The organism is Oleiphilus sp. HI0061 (assembly GCF_001635675.1).
The window spans coordinates 1-16,338 of the sequence record NZ_LWFE01001433.1 but is presented as its reverse complement, the minus strand read 5'-3'; the positions used below and the strand labels follow the sequence as shown (position 1 = coordinate 16,338).

The window sequence follows — 16,338 nt, the reverse complement described above, 5'->3', positions numbered from 1 at the left end:
AATAAGCAATTCACCCCAAAATAGACAGATTCATTCAAGGAAATGGGCCGACATGACGATAACTAGTCTATAGCTTGCTCACTACACACTATCTAAAAATAACGCGCTTAAAAAATACTTAGGGTGTCTCTATGAAGATCAATATGCCGGTGACTGACAATGAAGTCATGATGACCGAAGGTCAGACCTTGGTCTCAAAAACCAATCTCAAAGGTATCACTACATACGTCAATGAGGCGTTTATCGCGATCAGTGGCTTTTCTGAACAGGAGTTGGTCGGAAAGAATCACAATGTCGTCAGGCACCCGGATATGCCGCCCGAAGCGTTTAAGGATCTATGGGATACGATGAAGAAGGGGCGACCCTGGACGGGAATCGTTAAGAATCGATGTAAGAACGGTGACTTTTATTGGGTAAAGGCAAATGTGACGCCTATCTGGGAAGACGGCAAAGTTGTTGAATATATGTCGGTTCGCTCCATTCCCAGTCGTGAGGAAATTACTGCAGCAGAAGGTGCTTATGTGGCCCTTAAAAATGGCGAAATAGCACTAGATGGTGGTAACGTTGTTAAGTCGGGATTTACTCAACACCTTCCTAAGTTAAGCAATATTAAACTCACTCAGCAGTTTATGTTTCTGGGTGCAGTACTCTTAATGTTGAGTGCTTTGGTCGTGAATACCTTGGCTCAGCAATATGATCAAATAGAGTTCTCTAAACAGGAGCTCGTCGGCGTCGAATATATTCGACCGATGAGACAGCTACTCCAGTTTATTCCACAACACCGTGGTATGACAAACGCTTATCTGAATGGTGACGCGTCTTTTGAACCCAAAATATTGTCTGTAAGGCAAAAGATAAACGATTTGTTTGATGAGGCTAAAGAAGTTGACGCCAGATTAGGAGAAAAGTTACAAGCTTCTAGCAAGTTCAAAGCGATTCAAAGCAAGTGGGACAGTTTGAAGGGAATAGCATTTAGCCTTGAGGCTAAAGCCAGTTTTTCTCGCCACTCTGACCTTATTAGTGATGTGCTAAACCTGATAATTCACGCTGGCGATACCTCGAACCTAATACTTGATCCTGAGTTAGGCAGTTTCTATAGCATGGACTTGGTGGTCAACAAGATTCCAGCCTTGGTCGAAAATATGGGCCAGGCTAGAGGCTTGGGCTCAGGTGTCATTGCTAATCAGGAAATTGGGCAGGCCCAACTAAATCGATTGACTGAATTGAAAGTCGGTGTTGATGTCAATTACAAAGGTCTGCTAACTTCTTATAACTCTGGTGCTAGTGCGGAGCAAAGAGTTAAACAGAGGCTAGGCTCACTTGCGGCTGATGTTGAGCGTATTATTGGTGGATTTATTTCTTCTGTCGACCACATTAGACAAGGTGACCTGGCGATATCTTCAATGGATGCAAAGTCTTTCTTCGCTGAGGGAACGAGAGGTATTAACAAAGCATTTGAATTGTACGATGAAAGTGCAAACTTGCTTGAAGAGTTATTAACTGAACGTGTAGAAGGCATGCAAGCACAGTTCTATATTATAAGTGCCTTAACTACTATTGCGATTTTGATGACTTTAATTTTGGGTTTTGCTTTATCACGAAATATTCTTCGTTCGATTAATCAGTGTCTGGCCAACTTTGGTGAAATCGCAAGTGGCAATTACCGTGAAGACATCCATGTCAGCGGCAATAATGAATTAACGGCCTTGATGTGCTCACTTAAATCGATGCAGATAAAAATGGGCTTTGAAGTAGAAGAAGCGATCGCGATTGCGAATTCAGGTAGCCGAATTAAGCAAGCCCTTGATGTCTGTAATACCAATGTCATGTTGGCAGATGACCGCATGGATATTATCTATCTGAACGCGTCGGTTCAGAAGATGTTCAAAGACGCTGAAGCAGACTTACGGAGTGATTTACCAAACTTTGATGCGGATAACTTGTTAGGCGCAAGTGCAGATGTTTTGTATAAAGATCCAAGTCATCAGCGTGCGGTGATAGAAAACCTTAACGGCACGCAGAAGAGTCGAATGAAAACGGGCGGAAGAGTGTTTGACCTAATGGCAACGCCGGTGATTAATGACCAAAGCGAGCGTTTAGGAACAGTAATTGAATGGAACGATATCACTGAAGAGCTGAAACGCACGGAAGAAGAGCGTCGCATAGCCAACGAAAATGCACGTATGAAGCAGGCGCTTGATAGCGTTTCTGCAAACGTTATGGTTGCAGATGACCAGCTTAATATTATTTATATGAATGATGCGGTTGTTGATACTTTGCGCAATGCCGAGAAGGATATTCAAGCAGAGCTAAGCAATTTTGCTGTTGATAAGATTATTGGCAGTAATATAGACATATTCCATAATAATCCAGCGCACCAGCGTGGCATGATAGAACGGATGACTGCTGAATACTCTGCAGATATTGTGGTGGGTGGTCGTAATCTAAACCTTGTTGTTAACCCGATTGTTAATGATGAGGGTGAGCGCATTGGTACGGTCGTAGAGTGGGATGATCAAACTGAAGAGCTAAAACGATTGGCTAAAGAGCGTAGTGTCGCTAATGATAATGCGCGTATCAAGCAAGCCTTGGATAGTGTTTCGGCAAATGTCATGGTGGCCAATGCCGACCGCGATATTATCTACATGAATGATGCAGTGATATCGACCTTGCGAAATGCAGAAAGTGACATTCAAAAAGACCTGGGTAATTTCAACGTCAATACCTTGTTAGGAAGCAGTATTGATGTCTTCCATAAGAACCCCTCGCATCAGAAACAATTGTTAGAGAGCCTGACGAGTGAGTATTCGGCAAGTCTGAATATTGGTGGCCGTAATATGGACTTGGTTGTGAACCCTATTACAAACGACGATAACGAACGTATTGGTACGGTTGTTGAGTGGGCTGACCGAACTAACGAAGTCGCTATCGAACAAGAAATCGACCGACTTGTTTTTGCGGCGGCAAATGGTGATCTGTCCAAGCGTCTGGACCCTGAAGGTAAAACAGGCTTCTTTGCTAAGTTAGCAGAAGGTTTGAACCAGACTGTTGGAAGTGCAGACTCCTTCTTAGCTGATGTGGGTGAAGTTCTGTCTGCATTATCAGAGGGTGATTTGACCAAGACAATTAGCAGTGAATACCGAGGATCTTTCGGTAAGGTTAAGACAGATGTGAATGCGACGGTGACCAAACTTACCGAGATCATTACGCAGATTCGTGAATCCACGTCGATGGTTCACGAAGCCGCGAACGAAATATCGCAAGGTAACGCTGATCTAAGTGCGCGCACAGAGTCTCAGGCGAGTTCTCTTGAAGAAACTGCAGCGAGCATGGAAGAGATTACCAGCACGGTTAAAGAAAGTGCCGGGAATGCTTCACAGGCAAATACAGTCACTAGCGACGCTAAATTGAAAGCGGTTGCAGGTGGTGAGGTTGTTCATGGCGCAGTGGGAGCAATGAAAGAAATACTCGCTTCGAGTCATAAGATTAACGACATTATTGGTGTCATTGATGAGATTGCGTTCCAGACTAACTTGCTAGCGCTTAACGCAGCCGTTGAGGCCGCTAGAGCGGGTGAGCATGGTCGAGGATTTGCAGTGGTGGCAGGTGAGGTTAGAACCTTATCTCAACGTTCTGCGACGGCAGCGAAAGAGATCAAAGACCTGATTCGTGAAAGCGTCAATAAGGTTGAAACGGGCTCTCAGCTTGTAAATGATTCTGGCCAGACACTTGCGGATATCGTGAAGTCAGTTGAAGAGGTTGCTGTAAGAGTAGAAGAAATTGCCACGGCAGCAGCCGAGCAGAATGATGGTATTGGGCAGATTAACCAAGCAGTCATGCAAATGGATGATATGACCCAGCAAAACGCAGCCTTGGTTGAAGAGGCAAGTGCCTCTAGTGAGGCTTTGAGTGAGCAAGCATCAGCCTTGAATCAGATGGTTAGCTTCTTCAGAGTGGGGAATCACCAGGCCGCAATATTTAGCGCGCCTGCTTCAGCACCTACATCAGCGCCTGCACCGACTCGTTCTGTCAGCCAAGCTCCACAGCAAACGACTTCGGTGCCGATGGATACCGGTATTGCTCCGACAGAAGATCAGGTGATCAAATACAGTGGTGATAACTCAAACGATGATGATGACTGGGAAGACTTCTAGCGCATAGTCTAAAGGGAATGCAAAGGCCGATCAGTGATCCACTGCTCGGCCTTTTTTTTAGCGGGGGAGTACTTGATTCAAGCAGTACATTACTCATTTAGGTAGATCCTTCTACGGCTTGCACGAGGGCTAGCACGGGGTTGATCAGCGAGGGGTGGAACCCTCTGCCTACGGGCACGAGGTAAGTCGACTTCTGTAGGCAGATCCTTCGGCCGCGCTGGCTTCACTAATAACTCAAAACTATGAACACAGAATTACTATGACAAAACAATTTAATGGGGTGTCGAATTTAGGCGTAGACTAATAGGTGAATAGCTTAGCGCTTCTCACCCGGAAGCGAGGAGGTGGTAAATGTACACTTCAAGCAGAAAGAGAACTGTAAGTAAAAATATTGGCAAAAAACGAAAAGTCATGGCGGGCAAAGTAGGGTATGACCTTAGCTTGGATCGTCGGGTCAGTAGTCGAAGAGACAGCTTGATGCCCAGTCTAGAAAGTCTAGGACCTTTTGATAGGCGTCATACCGATGACAGAAGAATGGATAAGCGCCCCTTGAGTGATTTTCCTTACTTGCCAGAAGTGATAATTTAGTAAAATAAAGTATTGGTACAATGGCTAAATAGCCAGTAGAGACTCTGTTTAGAGCTACATAGAAAGCAAAAAGCCCGGTCAATGACCGGGCTTTTTTATGATTAAGACCAAGTCTTAATCCACCTTATCCAACGATTTTAACCGGCACGGCCAAATCTTCAGCTGGTGGAGCGAAAGAAGTCAGGTTAATACCTTCAACAGCTTCTTTGTACTCTTCCAATGATGGGAATCGGCCAAGAATAGTTGATAGAACAACCATTGGCGTAGAACCAAGTAGTGATTCACCTTTCTTCTCAGCAGAGTCTTCTACAACACGGCCTTGGAATAGACGAGTTGAAGTCGCTAGCACTGTATCACCAGGAGCCGCTTTCTCTTGGTTACCCATACATAGGTTACATCCAGGACGCTCTAGGTAAAGGATGTTCTCGTATGAAGTACGAGCCGCTTCTTTTGGATTGTCATCGTCAAACGTGAAGCCAGCGTACTTAGATAGGATATCCCAATCGCCTTCAGCTTTTAGCTCATCAACGATGTTGTACGTTGGTGGTGCAACAACGAGTGGCGCGTTAAACGTGATCGGGCCTTTCTTCTCTAGGTTGCGAAGCATCGCAGCGATGATTTGCATATCGCCTTTGTGAACCATACAAGAACCAACGAAGCCAAGGTCAACCTGACGGCCATCGTAGTATGAAGTAGGACGGATAACATCGTGCGTGTAACGCTTAGATACGTCTTCGTTGTTTACGTCTGGGTCAGCAATCATTGGCTCTTCGATCGCATCTAGGTCAACAACCAACTCGGCGTAGTACTTAGCGTTGTCGTCTGGAGCAAGTGCAGGCTCTTCACCAGATTTGATACCAGCGATACGCTTGTCAGCTAGATCGATAAGACCTTGTAGCATGTTCGCTTCGTTATCCATACCTTTGTCGATCATGATCTGGATACGAGACTTAGCCAACTCTAGAGAGCTGATGAGCGTTTCGTCTGTAGAGATACAGATAGACGCTTTCGCTTTCATCTCTGCAGTCCAGTCAGTGAAGGTGAACGCTTGGTCAGCAAGTAGAGTACCGATTTGTACTTCGATTACACGACCTTGGAAAACGTTTTCGCCAGAGAACTTCTTAAGCATTTGTGCTTGCGTTGCGTGTACGATGTCACGGAAGTCCATGTGAGGCTTCATAGAACCTTTAAAGGTTACTTTTACAGACTCAGGGATAGGCATTGCTGCTTCGCCCGTCGCAAGTGCGATTGCAACCGTACCAGAGTCAGCACCGAATGCGACACCCTTAGACATACGCGTGTGAGAGTCACCACCAATGATGATTGCACGGTCATCAACAGTGATGTCGTTCAATACTTTGTGGATTACGTCAGTCATTGAGTGGTAAACGCCTTTCGGGTCACGTGCAGTGATTACGCCGAACGCGTTCATGAATGCCATTAGCTTAGGCGTGTTAGCCTTAGCTTTGTTGTCCCATACAGAAGCTGTGTGACAACCAGACTGGAAAGCACCATCAACACTTGGAGAGATAGTCGAAGCAGCCATTGCTTCTAGTTCCTGACAAGTCATAGGACCAGTCGTGTCCTGAGAACCTACGATGTTCACTTTAACGCGAACGTCAGAACCCGTGTGTAGTGGAGTCTTAGAAGTAACACCAACAGCGTTGCGGTTGAAGATCTTTTCAACTGCAGTTAGGCCTTGGCCTTCGTTAGAGATTTCTTTAGAAGCAGCGTAAACAACTGGTGCTTCAACGCCTAGCGTTTCAGCAGCAAATGTTTGTAGCTTCTTACCGAAAGTTACCGCGTAAGAGCCGCCAGCTTTCATGAATTCAACTTTTTGTGGCGTGAAGGCATCAGAAACGTCTGACAATTCTTCGCTACCGTTGTATAGCTTCTTAGCTTTAGTATCGATTGTTAGAACCGTACCTGTTGCAACAGAGTATGCTTCTTCCAATACTGGGTCGCCGTTTGCATCACGAACAACTTCACCGTTTGCGTCAGTTTTCTTAACCCAGTTTTTAAGGTCAAGACCGATACCACCGGTTACACCAACAGTCGTTAGGAAGATAGGTGCGATACCGTTAGTACCTGCAACTACCGGACGGTTGTTGATGAATGGAATGTATGGAGAAGTCTTCTCACCAGCCCACAGTGCAACGTTGTTAACACCAGACATACGTGAAGAACCAACACCCATCGTTCCTTTCTCAGCGATTAGCATCACTTTAGCGTTAGGGTGCTTTTTACCTAGCTCAACGATTTCTTGTTGTGCTTCAGGCGTGATCATGCACTGGCCATGTAGCTCACGGTCTGCACGAGAGTGAGATTGGTTACCAGGAGAAAGAAGGTCAGTAGAGATGTCGCCTTCAGCCGCGATGTAAGTAACAACGTCGATTTTCTCTGGGATATCGTCAAGCTTTGTGAAGAACTCAGCTTTTGAGTAGCTTTCTAGGATCTCTTTAGCAATCGCGTTGCCTGCTTTAAATGCTTCAGCTAGACGAGCTGTATCAGCGTCATATAGGAATACTTGAGACTTAAGAACTTCACCCGCTGCTGCAGCTTGTGCGTCGTCAGAAAGAGCGATGTCTAGAAGTGCTTCAACAGAAGGGCCACCTTTCATGTGAGAAAGTTGCTCAAGAGCGAACTCAGGCGAGATCTCAGCAACAGTTTCATTACCTAGAACGATGTCTTTTAGGAATGCTGCTTTAACGCCTGCCGCAGGAGTTGTACCTGGAAGCGTGTTGTAGATAAAGAAGTTTAAAGACGCTTCGCGGTGCTCGTTACCCGTGTCTTTAATTTGAGCGATGATCTCTGATAACAAATCTGCGCTATCAATTGGCTTAGGGTTCAAACCTAGGTCCTTTTTACGAACCTCAATTTCTTCTAGGTATTCTGAATACAAACTCATACGAATCTCTCACTCAAAGTTTTAGTAATGACTATCAAAAAACTACTTAATACGCCATTGGATGCAAGTAGTTTCATCGGTGTCCAACGGAGCATGGCTTTCCAGTGAACTGATCAGGTGTTCCTGTTTATTCACTATGCAAGCTCCCCATTGGGCGCTTATTCTCAGCAGTGCGTCTGCTTAAATTTAGTGTGGAATGTGTCCACAGCTATCTTTCCCTTATTATGGCCCGCTCTTGTGACTTTTTGATTTCTAAGGTTCACTTTAGCTTAGGCTGGTGGTCAGATGTCTTTATTGCTAGATCTTAGCCTCTAGATCGAAATCTATTGAGTTTAGACCACCCTTATATTTTCGCGCACATATTGTATGGGATTTCCCCGCAAAAGTTAATAATTACTCAGGCTTATGAATGTTATTTTCGGTATAGGTTTTGTGAATGTGTTTGTTTGTCGTTAAGCTCTACACTCATTTATACCATGATTTGATAAATACAATGCGAAGAGGTAGTAATGAGCGAAGTGTTTGAGCAGTGTCAGGTTTCGATAGATACGCCAGTAGCCTGGGGTGAAATGGATGCCTTTCAGCACGTTAATAATGTCGTCTATTTTAAATACTTCGAAAGTGCGCGAATTGCCTATTTTGACCGACTGGGTAATAATGAAGAAATGAAACGCTCTGGTATTGGCCCAATACTGGCCTCTACTCAGTGCCGCTATAAAGCGCCTTTAAGCTACCCTGACAATATCTCCGTGGCAACGCGAGTGTGCGAAATTTCAGAAGATCGCTTTACCATGAAGTACTACGTTATGAGCCATAATACTGGCAGAATTGCGGCAGAAGGTGAGGGAATAATCGTTTTTTACGATTATAACAATAACTGTAAACATGCCATTCCTGAAGAGATCAAAAACAGAATTGTTGCACTCGACGGACTATAGGTATTAGCGTTTTAGTTTACTTTGTCTAAATTGTTTTGGTGTTTGACCGCAGAGCTTTTTAAAAAGCGTTCTGAAATACTGAATATCCTGATAGCCAACGTTACCTGCGATGGCCTCTATATTTTGACTCCCTGTTTGAAGCAGATGCTTTGCTTTCTCTATGCGAAGCTTTTGTAAATAGCTAGATGGCGTTTCATCGGTAGCGGTTTTAAAGCGCCGCACCTGGTTTCGGCTGCTCATGTTAAAGCGGTTTGCTAGCTCTTCGATACTATCGAAGCTATCCAAATGATCTTCCATCCAGTTTTGAATACCAATAATGTGTTCATCACTGTGTTCTTTCAAAGCTTGTATACCGGCAAACCTTAGCTGCGATCTCTCAGACAAATCAATCATCAGTAATCTGGAGCAAGCTTCGGCGAGCGAGCGACTAAAAAACGTTTCAATTAAATAAAGGCAGAGGTCTTGAAATGCGTAGGCGCCGCCTGAGCAGAATAATGTTCCATCATGAGTCAGCATGCTATCAATCTGTAAATCAACAAGCGGGAATTGTTGTCGAAACTGGGAGGCATACTTCCAGTGTGTGGTTGCGCGACGCTGATCAAGCAAACCTGTCGCCGCCACAAGAAATGCGCCGGTACATACTGACGCCACTGCGCCTCTTTTTCGCTGGCTGTCTACTAGCCACTGAATTAGCGCGTCATCAAAATCAAAGCCATTAGTCGGGACAGGGCCGAGGGGCGCGATGATGACCAAGTCATAATGCTTCTGACCAATGTCTTCTGTAGGGCTAATACGAATAGGTGTACTACTATTAATACTTGAATGAGACGGGCCCACTAGGCTTGTTGTTAACTGAATATCGTTTGCAAGCAACTGTGAACACACAGAAAAAATATCCCACAGCCCAGCGACTGAAGAAACAGGGGAGCTAGGGTGAACATAAATCCCAATGCAAAAGGTATTCTTTTTATTTGTCTTATTAGTCGTTTAATAATGTCATATCAGTCATCTTACAAGTAGTCTAAGTGCTCGCTATCATTATGTAAATGATATGAATTGAGCAGGAGAGCAGAAATGAATCAACAGCAAGAATTATTAGAACGCTTTTACACGGCTTTTCAAAAGCTTGATTGGGAAACAATGACTTCATGCTACCACCCAGAGGCGACCTTCAAAGACCCGGCTTTTACCTTATCGGGAGCAGAAGTAGGGCTTATGTGGAAAATGCTCTGCACGCGCGCAAAAGACTTCGACCTTAGTTTTAATGTGGCTAAGGTGAACGACACACAAGGTGAAGTGAACTGGGAAGCAAATTACTTGTTTTCTAAAACGGGTCGAAAGGTAAATAATAAGATTAAGGCAAACATTACCTTTAAAGATGGATTGATTTACCAGCATCACGATGACTTCAACTTTTGGCGTTGGTCTCGTCAGGCGATCGGGCTTCCTGCATACTTGTTAGGCTGGTCTAGTACCTTTCAAAATGCAGTATCAAAACAGGCAATGGCGCAATTATCCCAGTTTGAAAGTTAGATCAATGTAACGCTAGCCACTATTTTTGAAAAACGAATCATTTACGTGCCTGATGTATAACACCAAAGCACTTTCTGCTTCTTGTCGAGAGTGGAAGGGGCCTTCCTCGGTCATTTCTCGCGTCGTGAAAAACCAGGAATCATTAACATGAGTAAAACGATTGCTGTGGAACCAGCTTTTATCACCTTCACCGGAACGAACTGTCATGAGCTTTCTCCTTAACTACGTACCTCATCGTATTAGCAACAGGTACTAAGGGTGATCGTCATAATAAAAAAGAAATAGAATGTAGGCGGCAATAGGTCTGCCTATAGACCGGGGTCTAATACTATCTAATTGTAGTGTTTGTATGAAATGTAGCCAGGAAAATGCGGTTTATATTGCATTTATTCACATAGCAGAGCTGGTTTGAAATATGGCGCATAAAGCTTAGTTCGAAAGGTATTAATTAATAAAATTAAGTGCTTAGCTAAAAGGTTTTCAGGAGCCTAAGTTATATAGCGCGTTCTCTACCGCACTTCCAGCATAATTCAAACGCGGGAGCATTATCTTCAGAGCAATGCTCACAAAACCATGAAGTCGCTTTGGGGTCGCCGTGTACCGCTTCTTCAATGATTTTTTCTGCTTGCTCATAATCCCTTTCTTTCGAGACCCAAAGCTCAGCCCACACCTCTGTCGGAGGTGTTTCACCCGCTGTCGATGTCAGGCCATCATTCCGAACTTCGCAATTGATATTATGATTACCCAGGATGTTGCGAAGGTTGAAGACTAATAATGAGTTTGAATGCGAAAAAATGCGTTTCATCAAACATGTACTCAGCTTATTTCTTGATTAAAGATATCAATAATGACGCTTCTCATCCATTGGTGTGCTTTATCCTGGCTGTAATTGCTGTGCCAGTATAAATGCCAATCTACATCAGGTAATTCAAAGGGCAAGTCGTAGATCGCTAGTTTGTGATCTTTCGCCAGGGTTTCAGGGATTGTTAGCAGCATATTGGTCTGTGCCGCGATTGGTGGAGCAGCCCTAGAGTGCTGGACTCGTAAGCGAATATCCCGTTGTAGGCCCTGTCGATTCAAGTGCAGGTCAATATAGCCCTGACCCCGTCGGCGGCTGGATATATGAATGTGCGGCGAAGAAAGGTATTGCTCGAGTGTTAGGCTTTTACCGTCTAGCGATGGGTGATCGTGGCTAGCGACACAGACAAAACGGTCTTGGGCGAGAGACTCATTCACAAGTTGTGGATCGTTAACCAAAGGAACGTCGAGCGCAAAATCTAACTGCCCCGTGGCAAACTCTCTCGATAGTTCTGAACGTGCGACAGGAAAGCTCTCAATTGAAATGCCGGGTGCATGTTCTTGCAAATAAGACATCAATATTGGCAGCAGGTAAGACTCAGAGGTGTCGTTCATCGCGAACGAGAACTTCTTATCAGAGGTTTCCGGATTAAAGTCATCATGCTCGGTGATGCTGCTCTCCAGCCCGGCCAGGGCCGCACGTACTCTGGATATTATGTTGTCAGCCAATGGTGTAGGTACCATGTGACCTGATTGTCTTACAAATAGTGGGTCATCAAAAACACGGCGTAGACGACTTAGCGAGTTACTGACAGCGGGTTGAGTGATATGAAGGGACTCAGCAGCCTTAGTCAGATTTCGTTCTCGGTAAATTACATCAAAAACAATGAACAGGTTTAGGTCAATTTTTTGAAGCTGCATAGATTATTAAACTCAAACAAGAAGTTGTTGTTCAGGCATGTATTTAAGCAGCTATAGGTGATGATGTCACTAAAGCACCTTCAGGCTAAATTAGCCTGAAGGTGCGAATCAATCTAGCTAGCACTTTAAGGCGCGCAGCTGTCGCCTCTTGTCCCATTAACGTAGTTCCAGCAGTAAAGTAGTGTACCATCTTCGTTCCATCGTTTTAGCGTGCCATGGTAACTGCCATTCGCGAAGTGCGCTTCAAATTCCTTATTCCCATTTTCATACCAATCGCTTGAGAGGCCGTGTTTCTCGCCATCAGCATAATAGTCTTCGGATTCTTTTTGACCACTTTCATACCAACTTGTCTGGGCTCCGCAGTATTCGCCGTTGTAAGTATAATTTTGTGACATTCTGATGCCATTGTCATACCAGGCTTCGGACAGACCATGAGAATTTCCCTCCTTATAATAGCCTTGAGAAGAGATCTGCCCATTTTCATGCCAATATCGACTTAATCCATGCAGCTGGGCATTGACGTAGAACTGCTCTCGGTCAAGTATTCCCGGGTCTTCATAGTAGTTTGCGCCATGACCGTATGAGCAAGAAGTATACGAGTTGGGATCACTTTCATTGGCCATCGTAATAGCCTGATTAAAAGTATTCGAGCTGCCGAGTTCGATATCGTAGGTGGATGGGCAACTAGGGCTATTGGATTGAGGAATATCAGCAATAGGGCAGGTCGAATGGGTAAATTCAGATTCTTCTGATGCATAGTCCTGGCCATCAACCCTTTGTATTACATAAGCGGTCACCGTGGTGCCATCAGAAACCGAAATCGGTGCCGAGTAGTTGTATTCTGGCGCTGAACCATTCAACACATAGCGGATATCTGGTAGGCCTTGTGCTTGAGTCATTGCTAGTTCTAATTGACCAAACTCATTCATACCGTTGGATATAAATTCTACTTTTTCCGGGATAAACGTAAGCGCTACTTCGTTACTTCGAATACCTTCGGTATTTTCGATATAAACGCTAATTGGACCCACCTCCATATTTTCGTGCGAAGGTAATCTTAACGCTAAGCTTCCCTGAGACAGAGAATGAATTGCAGCGTGGACAATGCTACCCGTATGCGTCCTGAAGTAGACGGTGTAGTCGTCGATGTTAGTTGTCATGCCTGAAACACTTAAGATCAGCTCATCGTTACCTTGAACCCGTTCTTGGTCGATTGAAGTAATAACCATAGCGCCCACTTGAATCGTAAAACTGGCTTGATCACTTACAGGTGGAACGGTAATTTCATAGACATTGTTCATGCCTATTAGATTGCGACTGGTATAGATATGATCAATTGAAACTTCAATTGTATCGACGTTGCTGTCGGCATTTAGCCATTGACCGAATACTTCGAATTTAATTTCCGTTCCTGGGTCGTTGGTGTTCAGCGCATTAGAAGGATAAAACTTGGCGCTATCAACAAGTTCACCTTCACCGTTCTTAGCGCTTAGAACGATTTCCGGAATATGTCGGCCATCTACATGATCTAGTGTTTTTAAGCCAAAGCCGCTTAGGGTGACTTCTTCTGTTTCAATAACACCACCATCACGACGGCTAATGGCTAAAGGCGTCATGCTAAGCAGATCAATCGGGAAATTAACAGTCGCCGAAACGGTGCTTGGAATATGCCTCGCATCATTTACTACGGCAAGCATATCTGCAGCCCAAATGGCAATGGTTGCCTTGAGCGATATCAGTGTGAGCCCCATTTTCGCAAACTGTTCTGAATTAACTTGTAATGCTGCGTTAGCTGTTAAGCTAAGAATTTCATTTATGACGGGGTTTGGCCAAGATCCCGCAATAGGGTTTGTAGGATTCAGCCCCGATGTCATTTCGTCTAAGACGATGCCTAAGGCTTCAAGAAGCTCCCATTGATATAGGGCGGGCGCGGCTTTATCAAACAAGCCAGAATTATAGAGCACGCCAAAAACAGGTTGGATAGCAACGTCCTTAACGCTAAACACCGTATTGATGCTTGGAAGGAGTACCTTCGAATATATCGTTCTTAGTTGAAGTGCAAAGGTGGTACTTTCGGTGTAGCCATCGAACTCGATGCCTGTAATTCCTGCGGTGACAAAATCTACCACCACATCGCGATGCTCAACTTCGAAGGATTGTTCATTAGATTGATAGGCACCCCAGAATCCTTGCTGCGGATCGAGCAAGTGTTCATCAAAAGCTTTACTAATAATGCCTACGGGTAAGTCGGCACTATACCATTCCCCACCGGACACCAGATCAAAAATCCTGGGGCGAACATAGAGGCTCGTATCATTGTCCAGGGTTATGTACGAGGCAATACGATTGTTTTCTTTTTCTGGTTTAACAGACAAGCCCAGCAGAGTATGGGCTGGGTCGTCATAGACTACGTGCAGATCCATATCGCTTGGGCCATCGTAAGAAGTCGAGCGATAGTTTGTGTTTGTGTTTGTGCTTGTGCGTGAGATGGCCAGTTCAATATCCTGCGTTGGCATTAAGGCTTTAAGGGCATCCAGACTGCTCTGCACTGCGCCAAGATAGATCTCGTCATAGACATTGTTCAAATTGTGGAGGTGCAAAGTATAAGGGTTCGCTTCGATCATTGTTTCAAATTTATCAATAAACGCTAGGGAGTTGTTTCTAACGCTTTGTTTGACTTCGCTTGCGCTTCCTGCGTTTAGTAAAAGCTCCTGAGGGATTGCTTGCATGACCAGGGAGATTGCGGTTCCTTCGCTGTCGATACGAGTATTTTCCTCTCCGGGTAATAGGGTAGAAAGCATGTAGACGCTTGGCCATTCATCACTTTCTCTTTGCGGAAGCATTAGATACGCATTGGCTGGTGATTCGCCTAGAGTAGGGAGTGACACTCTTTGTTTAGAGTCAACAGGGTATGAGGCGTCATCAACTTCTATTGAGAGCTTATCTTCTTGAAGAGGTGAGCTCTCAGGCAACTCAATGACCCCGGAGATATCTGTTTCATCTCCTGGTGTTGTACCTGAAGAGTTACTTGAGCCGCCATTACAGCCTGCAATCGATAGGCTTAGTGCTAAGGCTAAGAAAACCTTAAAGCTCAACCCTAGGCAGTTGAATAGGAATTTCTGCATTGAATATCTCCAAATAAAACTCTTTATTAGTAAATACTAATATAAATAATGGAGTGTTGAGTTGATCTGGGTCTAGACAAGTGAATAAGTTGTAAGTATCACTGATAGTTATATTTATAAATAAAGTAAATAAACTTCAATGATGTTTTCTTTGCTGCCTATAATGCCTTCATCCAAGATAAGTTGGCTTGATGTCAATATGCTCAATAACAAAGGTGAAATATGAATTTCGAATACTCGCAGAAGGTACTAGATCTGACTCAGGAAGTGGCAAGTTTTCTGGAAAAATATTTGTACCCAATTGAGCAAGAGATAAAAGAGACTATCGAAAATGCCGAAGATAGGTGGCAGATTCCTCAGCAAATTGAAGACTTAAAAGCGCTCGCAAAAGAGCAGGGCTTATGGAATTTGTTTTTGCCTGATAGTGATTATGGCTACGGTTTAAGCAACCTGGAATATGCGCCTCTGGCTGAAGTCATGGGGCGGACACGTTTTGCCAGTGAAATATTTAATTGCAGCGCCCCCGACACAGGCAATATGGAAGTACTCGTTCGTTATGGTACTGAAGCGCAAAAAGAAAAATGGCTACAACCTTTGCTTGAAGGCGAGATTCGCTCTGCTTTTGCCATGACTGAGCCCGATGTAGCCTCCTCTGATGCAACAAATATTCAGACTCTTATTACGCGTGACGGCGAAGACTACGTCATTAATGGTCGTAAATGGTATATCTCGGGTGCGTGTGATCCGCGTTGCGAAATACTCATCGTGATGGGCAAAACAGACCCGGACAACGAAAATCGTCACCTACAACAATCAATGATACTCGTACCGATGAACACGCCGGGTGTCACCGTCGTTCGACCGATGCAAGTATTCGGTAATGACGATGCGCCAGAAGGTCACGCAGAAATTTTATTCGAAAATGTGCGTGTACCTGCCGAGAATATACTGCTAGGTGAGGGGCGTGGATTTGAAATTGCTCAAGGGCGTTTAGGCCCCGGTAGAATTCACCACTGCATGCGTTTAATCGGAGCCGCACAGCGTGCACTTGAGTTAATGTGTGTCAGAGCTGAAGAACGTGTCGTATTTGGTAAGCCACTGAGCAAGCAGGGTTCGGTGCGTGAAGACATTGCCAAGTCCTACTGCGAGATCGAACAAGCGCGCTTGCTTACCTTAAAAGCGGCTGCAAAAATGGACTCACACGGCAACAAAGGGGCAAAAGACCTGATCGCCATGATCAAGATCGTTGCGCCACAAATGGCCTGTACGGTAATTGATCGAGCGATTCAGATACATGGCGCAGCAGGTTTAAGCCAAGACTTCTTCTTATCTGATGCATATCAAATGGCACGTATTATTCGTCTAGCGGATGG

At 44.6% G+C, this 16,338-nt stretch carries 11 protein-coding genes; 5 read left to right on the top strand and 6 right to left on the bottom strand.

What is annotated here, in order from left to right; genetic code table 11:
* Window positions 1-131: 131 nt before the first annotated feature.
* Both A3735_RS22665 and A3735_RS22660 read left to right on the top strand, forming a co-directional pair.
* Entirely contained in the window at window positions 132-4,154 is a 4,023-nt protein-coding gene (locus tag A3735_RS22665) for a methyl-accepting chemotaxis protein (RefSeq protein WP_068506736.1), read from the top strand.
* 351 nt (window positions 4,155-4,505) lie between these two features.
* Window positions 4,506-4,742 carry a hypothetical protein gene (locus tag A3735_RS22660; protein WP_068506734.1) on the top strand — a complete coding sequence of 79 codons (237 nt, stop codon included), beginning with the start codon at window positions 4,506-4,508 and terminating at the stop codon, window positions 4,740-4,742.
* A 124-nt stretch (window positions 4,743-4,866) separates the two neighbouring features.
* On the opposite strand, the gene A3735_RS22655 is transcribed toward A3735_RS22660, so the two are convergent.
* Window positions 4,867-7,650, bottom strand: a complete 2,784-nt coding sequence (locus tag A3735_RS22655; RefSeq protein ID WP_068506731.1) for a bifunctional aconitate hydratase 2/2-methylisocitrate dehydratase — start codon at window positions 7,648-7,650, stop codon at window positions 4,867-4,869.
* Window positions 7,651-8,159: 509 nt separating this feature from the next.
* Here A3735_RS22655 and A3735_RS22650 point away from each other — a divergent pair.
* Window positions 8,160-8,588, top strand: coding sequence for a thioesterase family protein (locus A3735_RS22650; RefSeq protein ID WP_068506729.1), 429 nt, complete (start codon window positions 8,160-8,162; stop codon window positions 8,586-8,588).
* Window positions 8,589-8,591: 3 nt separating this feature from the next.
* Here the strand turns inward: A3735_RS22650 and A3735_RS22645 are convergent, their stop codons facing one another.
* Window positions 8,592-9,473, bottom strand: coding sequence for a GlxA family transcriptional regulator (locus A3735_RS22645; protein ID WP_068506727.1), 882 nt, complete (start codon window positions 9,471-9,473; stop codon window positions 8,592-8,594).
* A 189-nt stretch (window positions 9,474-9,662) separates the two neighbouring features.
* Between A3735_RS22645 and A3735_RS22640 the strand changes: the two genes are divergently transcribed.
* Window positions 9,663-10,121, top strand: a complete 459-nt coding sequence (locus A3735_RS22640) for a nuclear transport factor 2 family protein (RefSeq protein WP_068506725.1) — start codon at window positions 9,663-9,665, stop codon at window positions 10,119-10,121.
* A 12-nt stretch (window positions 10,122-10,133) separates the two neighbouring features.
* On the opposite strand, the gene A3735_RS22635 is transcribed toward A3735_RS22640, so the two are convergent.
* The 4 genes from A3735_RS22635 to A3735_RS22620 all read right to left on the bottom strand — a co-directional run bounded on the left by A3735_RS22635 (window position 10,134) and on the right by A3735_RS22620 (window position 14,965).
* Window positions 10,134-10,328, bottom strand: coding sequence for a DUF6316 family protein (locus A3735_RS22635; RefSeq protein ID WP_068553359.1), 195 nt, complete (start codon window positions 10,326-10,328; stop codon window positions 10,134-10,136).
* A 286-nt stretch (window positions 10,329-10,614) separates the two neighbouring features.
* Complete coding sequence (locus A3735_RS22630) at window positions 10,615-10,926, bottom strand: DUF2007 domain-containing protein (protein ID WP_068506719.1); 312 nt, start codon at window positions 10,924-10,926, stop codon at window positions 10,615-10,617.
* A gap of 11 nt (window positions 10,927-10,937) precedes the next feature.
* A complete protein-coding gene (locus A3735_RS22625; protein ID WP_068506716.1) occupies window positions 10,938-11,840 on the bottom strand; it encodes a LysR family transcriptional regulator in 903 nt (300 codons plus the stop codon).
* A 125-nt stretch (window positions 11,841-11,965) separates the two neighbouring features.
* Window positions 11,966-14,965: a hypothetical protein gene (locus tag A3735_RS22620; protein WP_068638707.1), complete on the bottom strand. Its 3,000-nt coding sequence runs from the start codon at window positions 14,963-14,965 to the stop codon at window positions 11,966-11,968.
* A gap of 222 nt (window positions 14,966-15,187) precedes the next feature.
* On the opposite strand from A3735_RS22620, the gene A3735_RS22615 reads away from it, so the two are divergent.
* Window positions 15,188-16,338: acyl-CoA dehydrogenase family protein (locus A3735_RS22615; protein ID WP_068638705.1), on the top strand; the 1,151-nt coding region annotated here is incomplete at its 3' end.

Bases quoted from the DNA above. Each gene is read 5' to 3' on its own strand.
- A3735_RS22650 (WP_068506729.1), top strand. From the start codon at position 8,160: ATGAGCGAAGTGTTTGAGCAGTGTCAGGTTTCGATAGATACGCCAGTA.
- A3735_RS22660 (WP_068506734.1), top strand. From the start codon at position 4,506: ATGTACACTTCAAGCAGAAAGAGAACTGTAAGTAAAAATATTGGCAAA.
- A3735_RS22630 (WP_068506719.1), bottom strand. From the start codon at position 10,926: ATGAAACGCATTTTTTCGCATTCAAACTCATTATTAGTCTTCAACCTT.
- A3735_RS22665 (WP_068506736.1), top strand. From the start codon at position 132: ATGAAGATCAATATGCCGGTGACTGACAATGAAGTCATGATGACCGAA.
- A3735_RS22625 (WP_068506716.1), bottom strand. From the start codon at position 11,840: ATGCAGCTTCAAAAAATTGACCTAAACCTGTTCATTGTTTTTGATGTA.
- A3735_RS22640 (WP_068506725.1), top strand. From the start codon at position 9,663: ATGAATCAACAGCAAGAATTATTAGAACGCTTTTACACGGCTTTTCAA.
- A3735_RS22655 (WP_068506731.1), bottom strand. From the start codon at position 7,650: ATGAGTTTGTATTCAGAATACCTAGAAGAAATTGAGGTTCGTAAAAAG.
- A3735_RS22620 (WP_068638707.1), bottom strand. From the start codon at position 14,965: ATGCAGAAATTCCTATTCAACTGCCTAGGGTTGAGCTTTAAGGTTTTC.
- A3735_RS22635 (WP_068553359.1), bottom strand. From the start codon at position 10,328: ATGACAGTTCGTTCCGGTGAAGGTGATAAAAGCTGGTTCCACAGCAAT.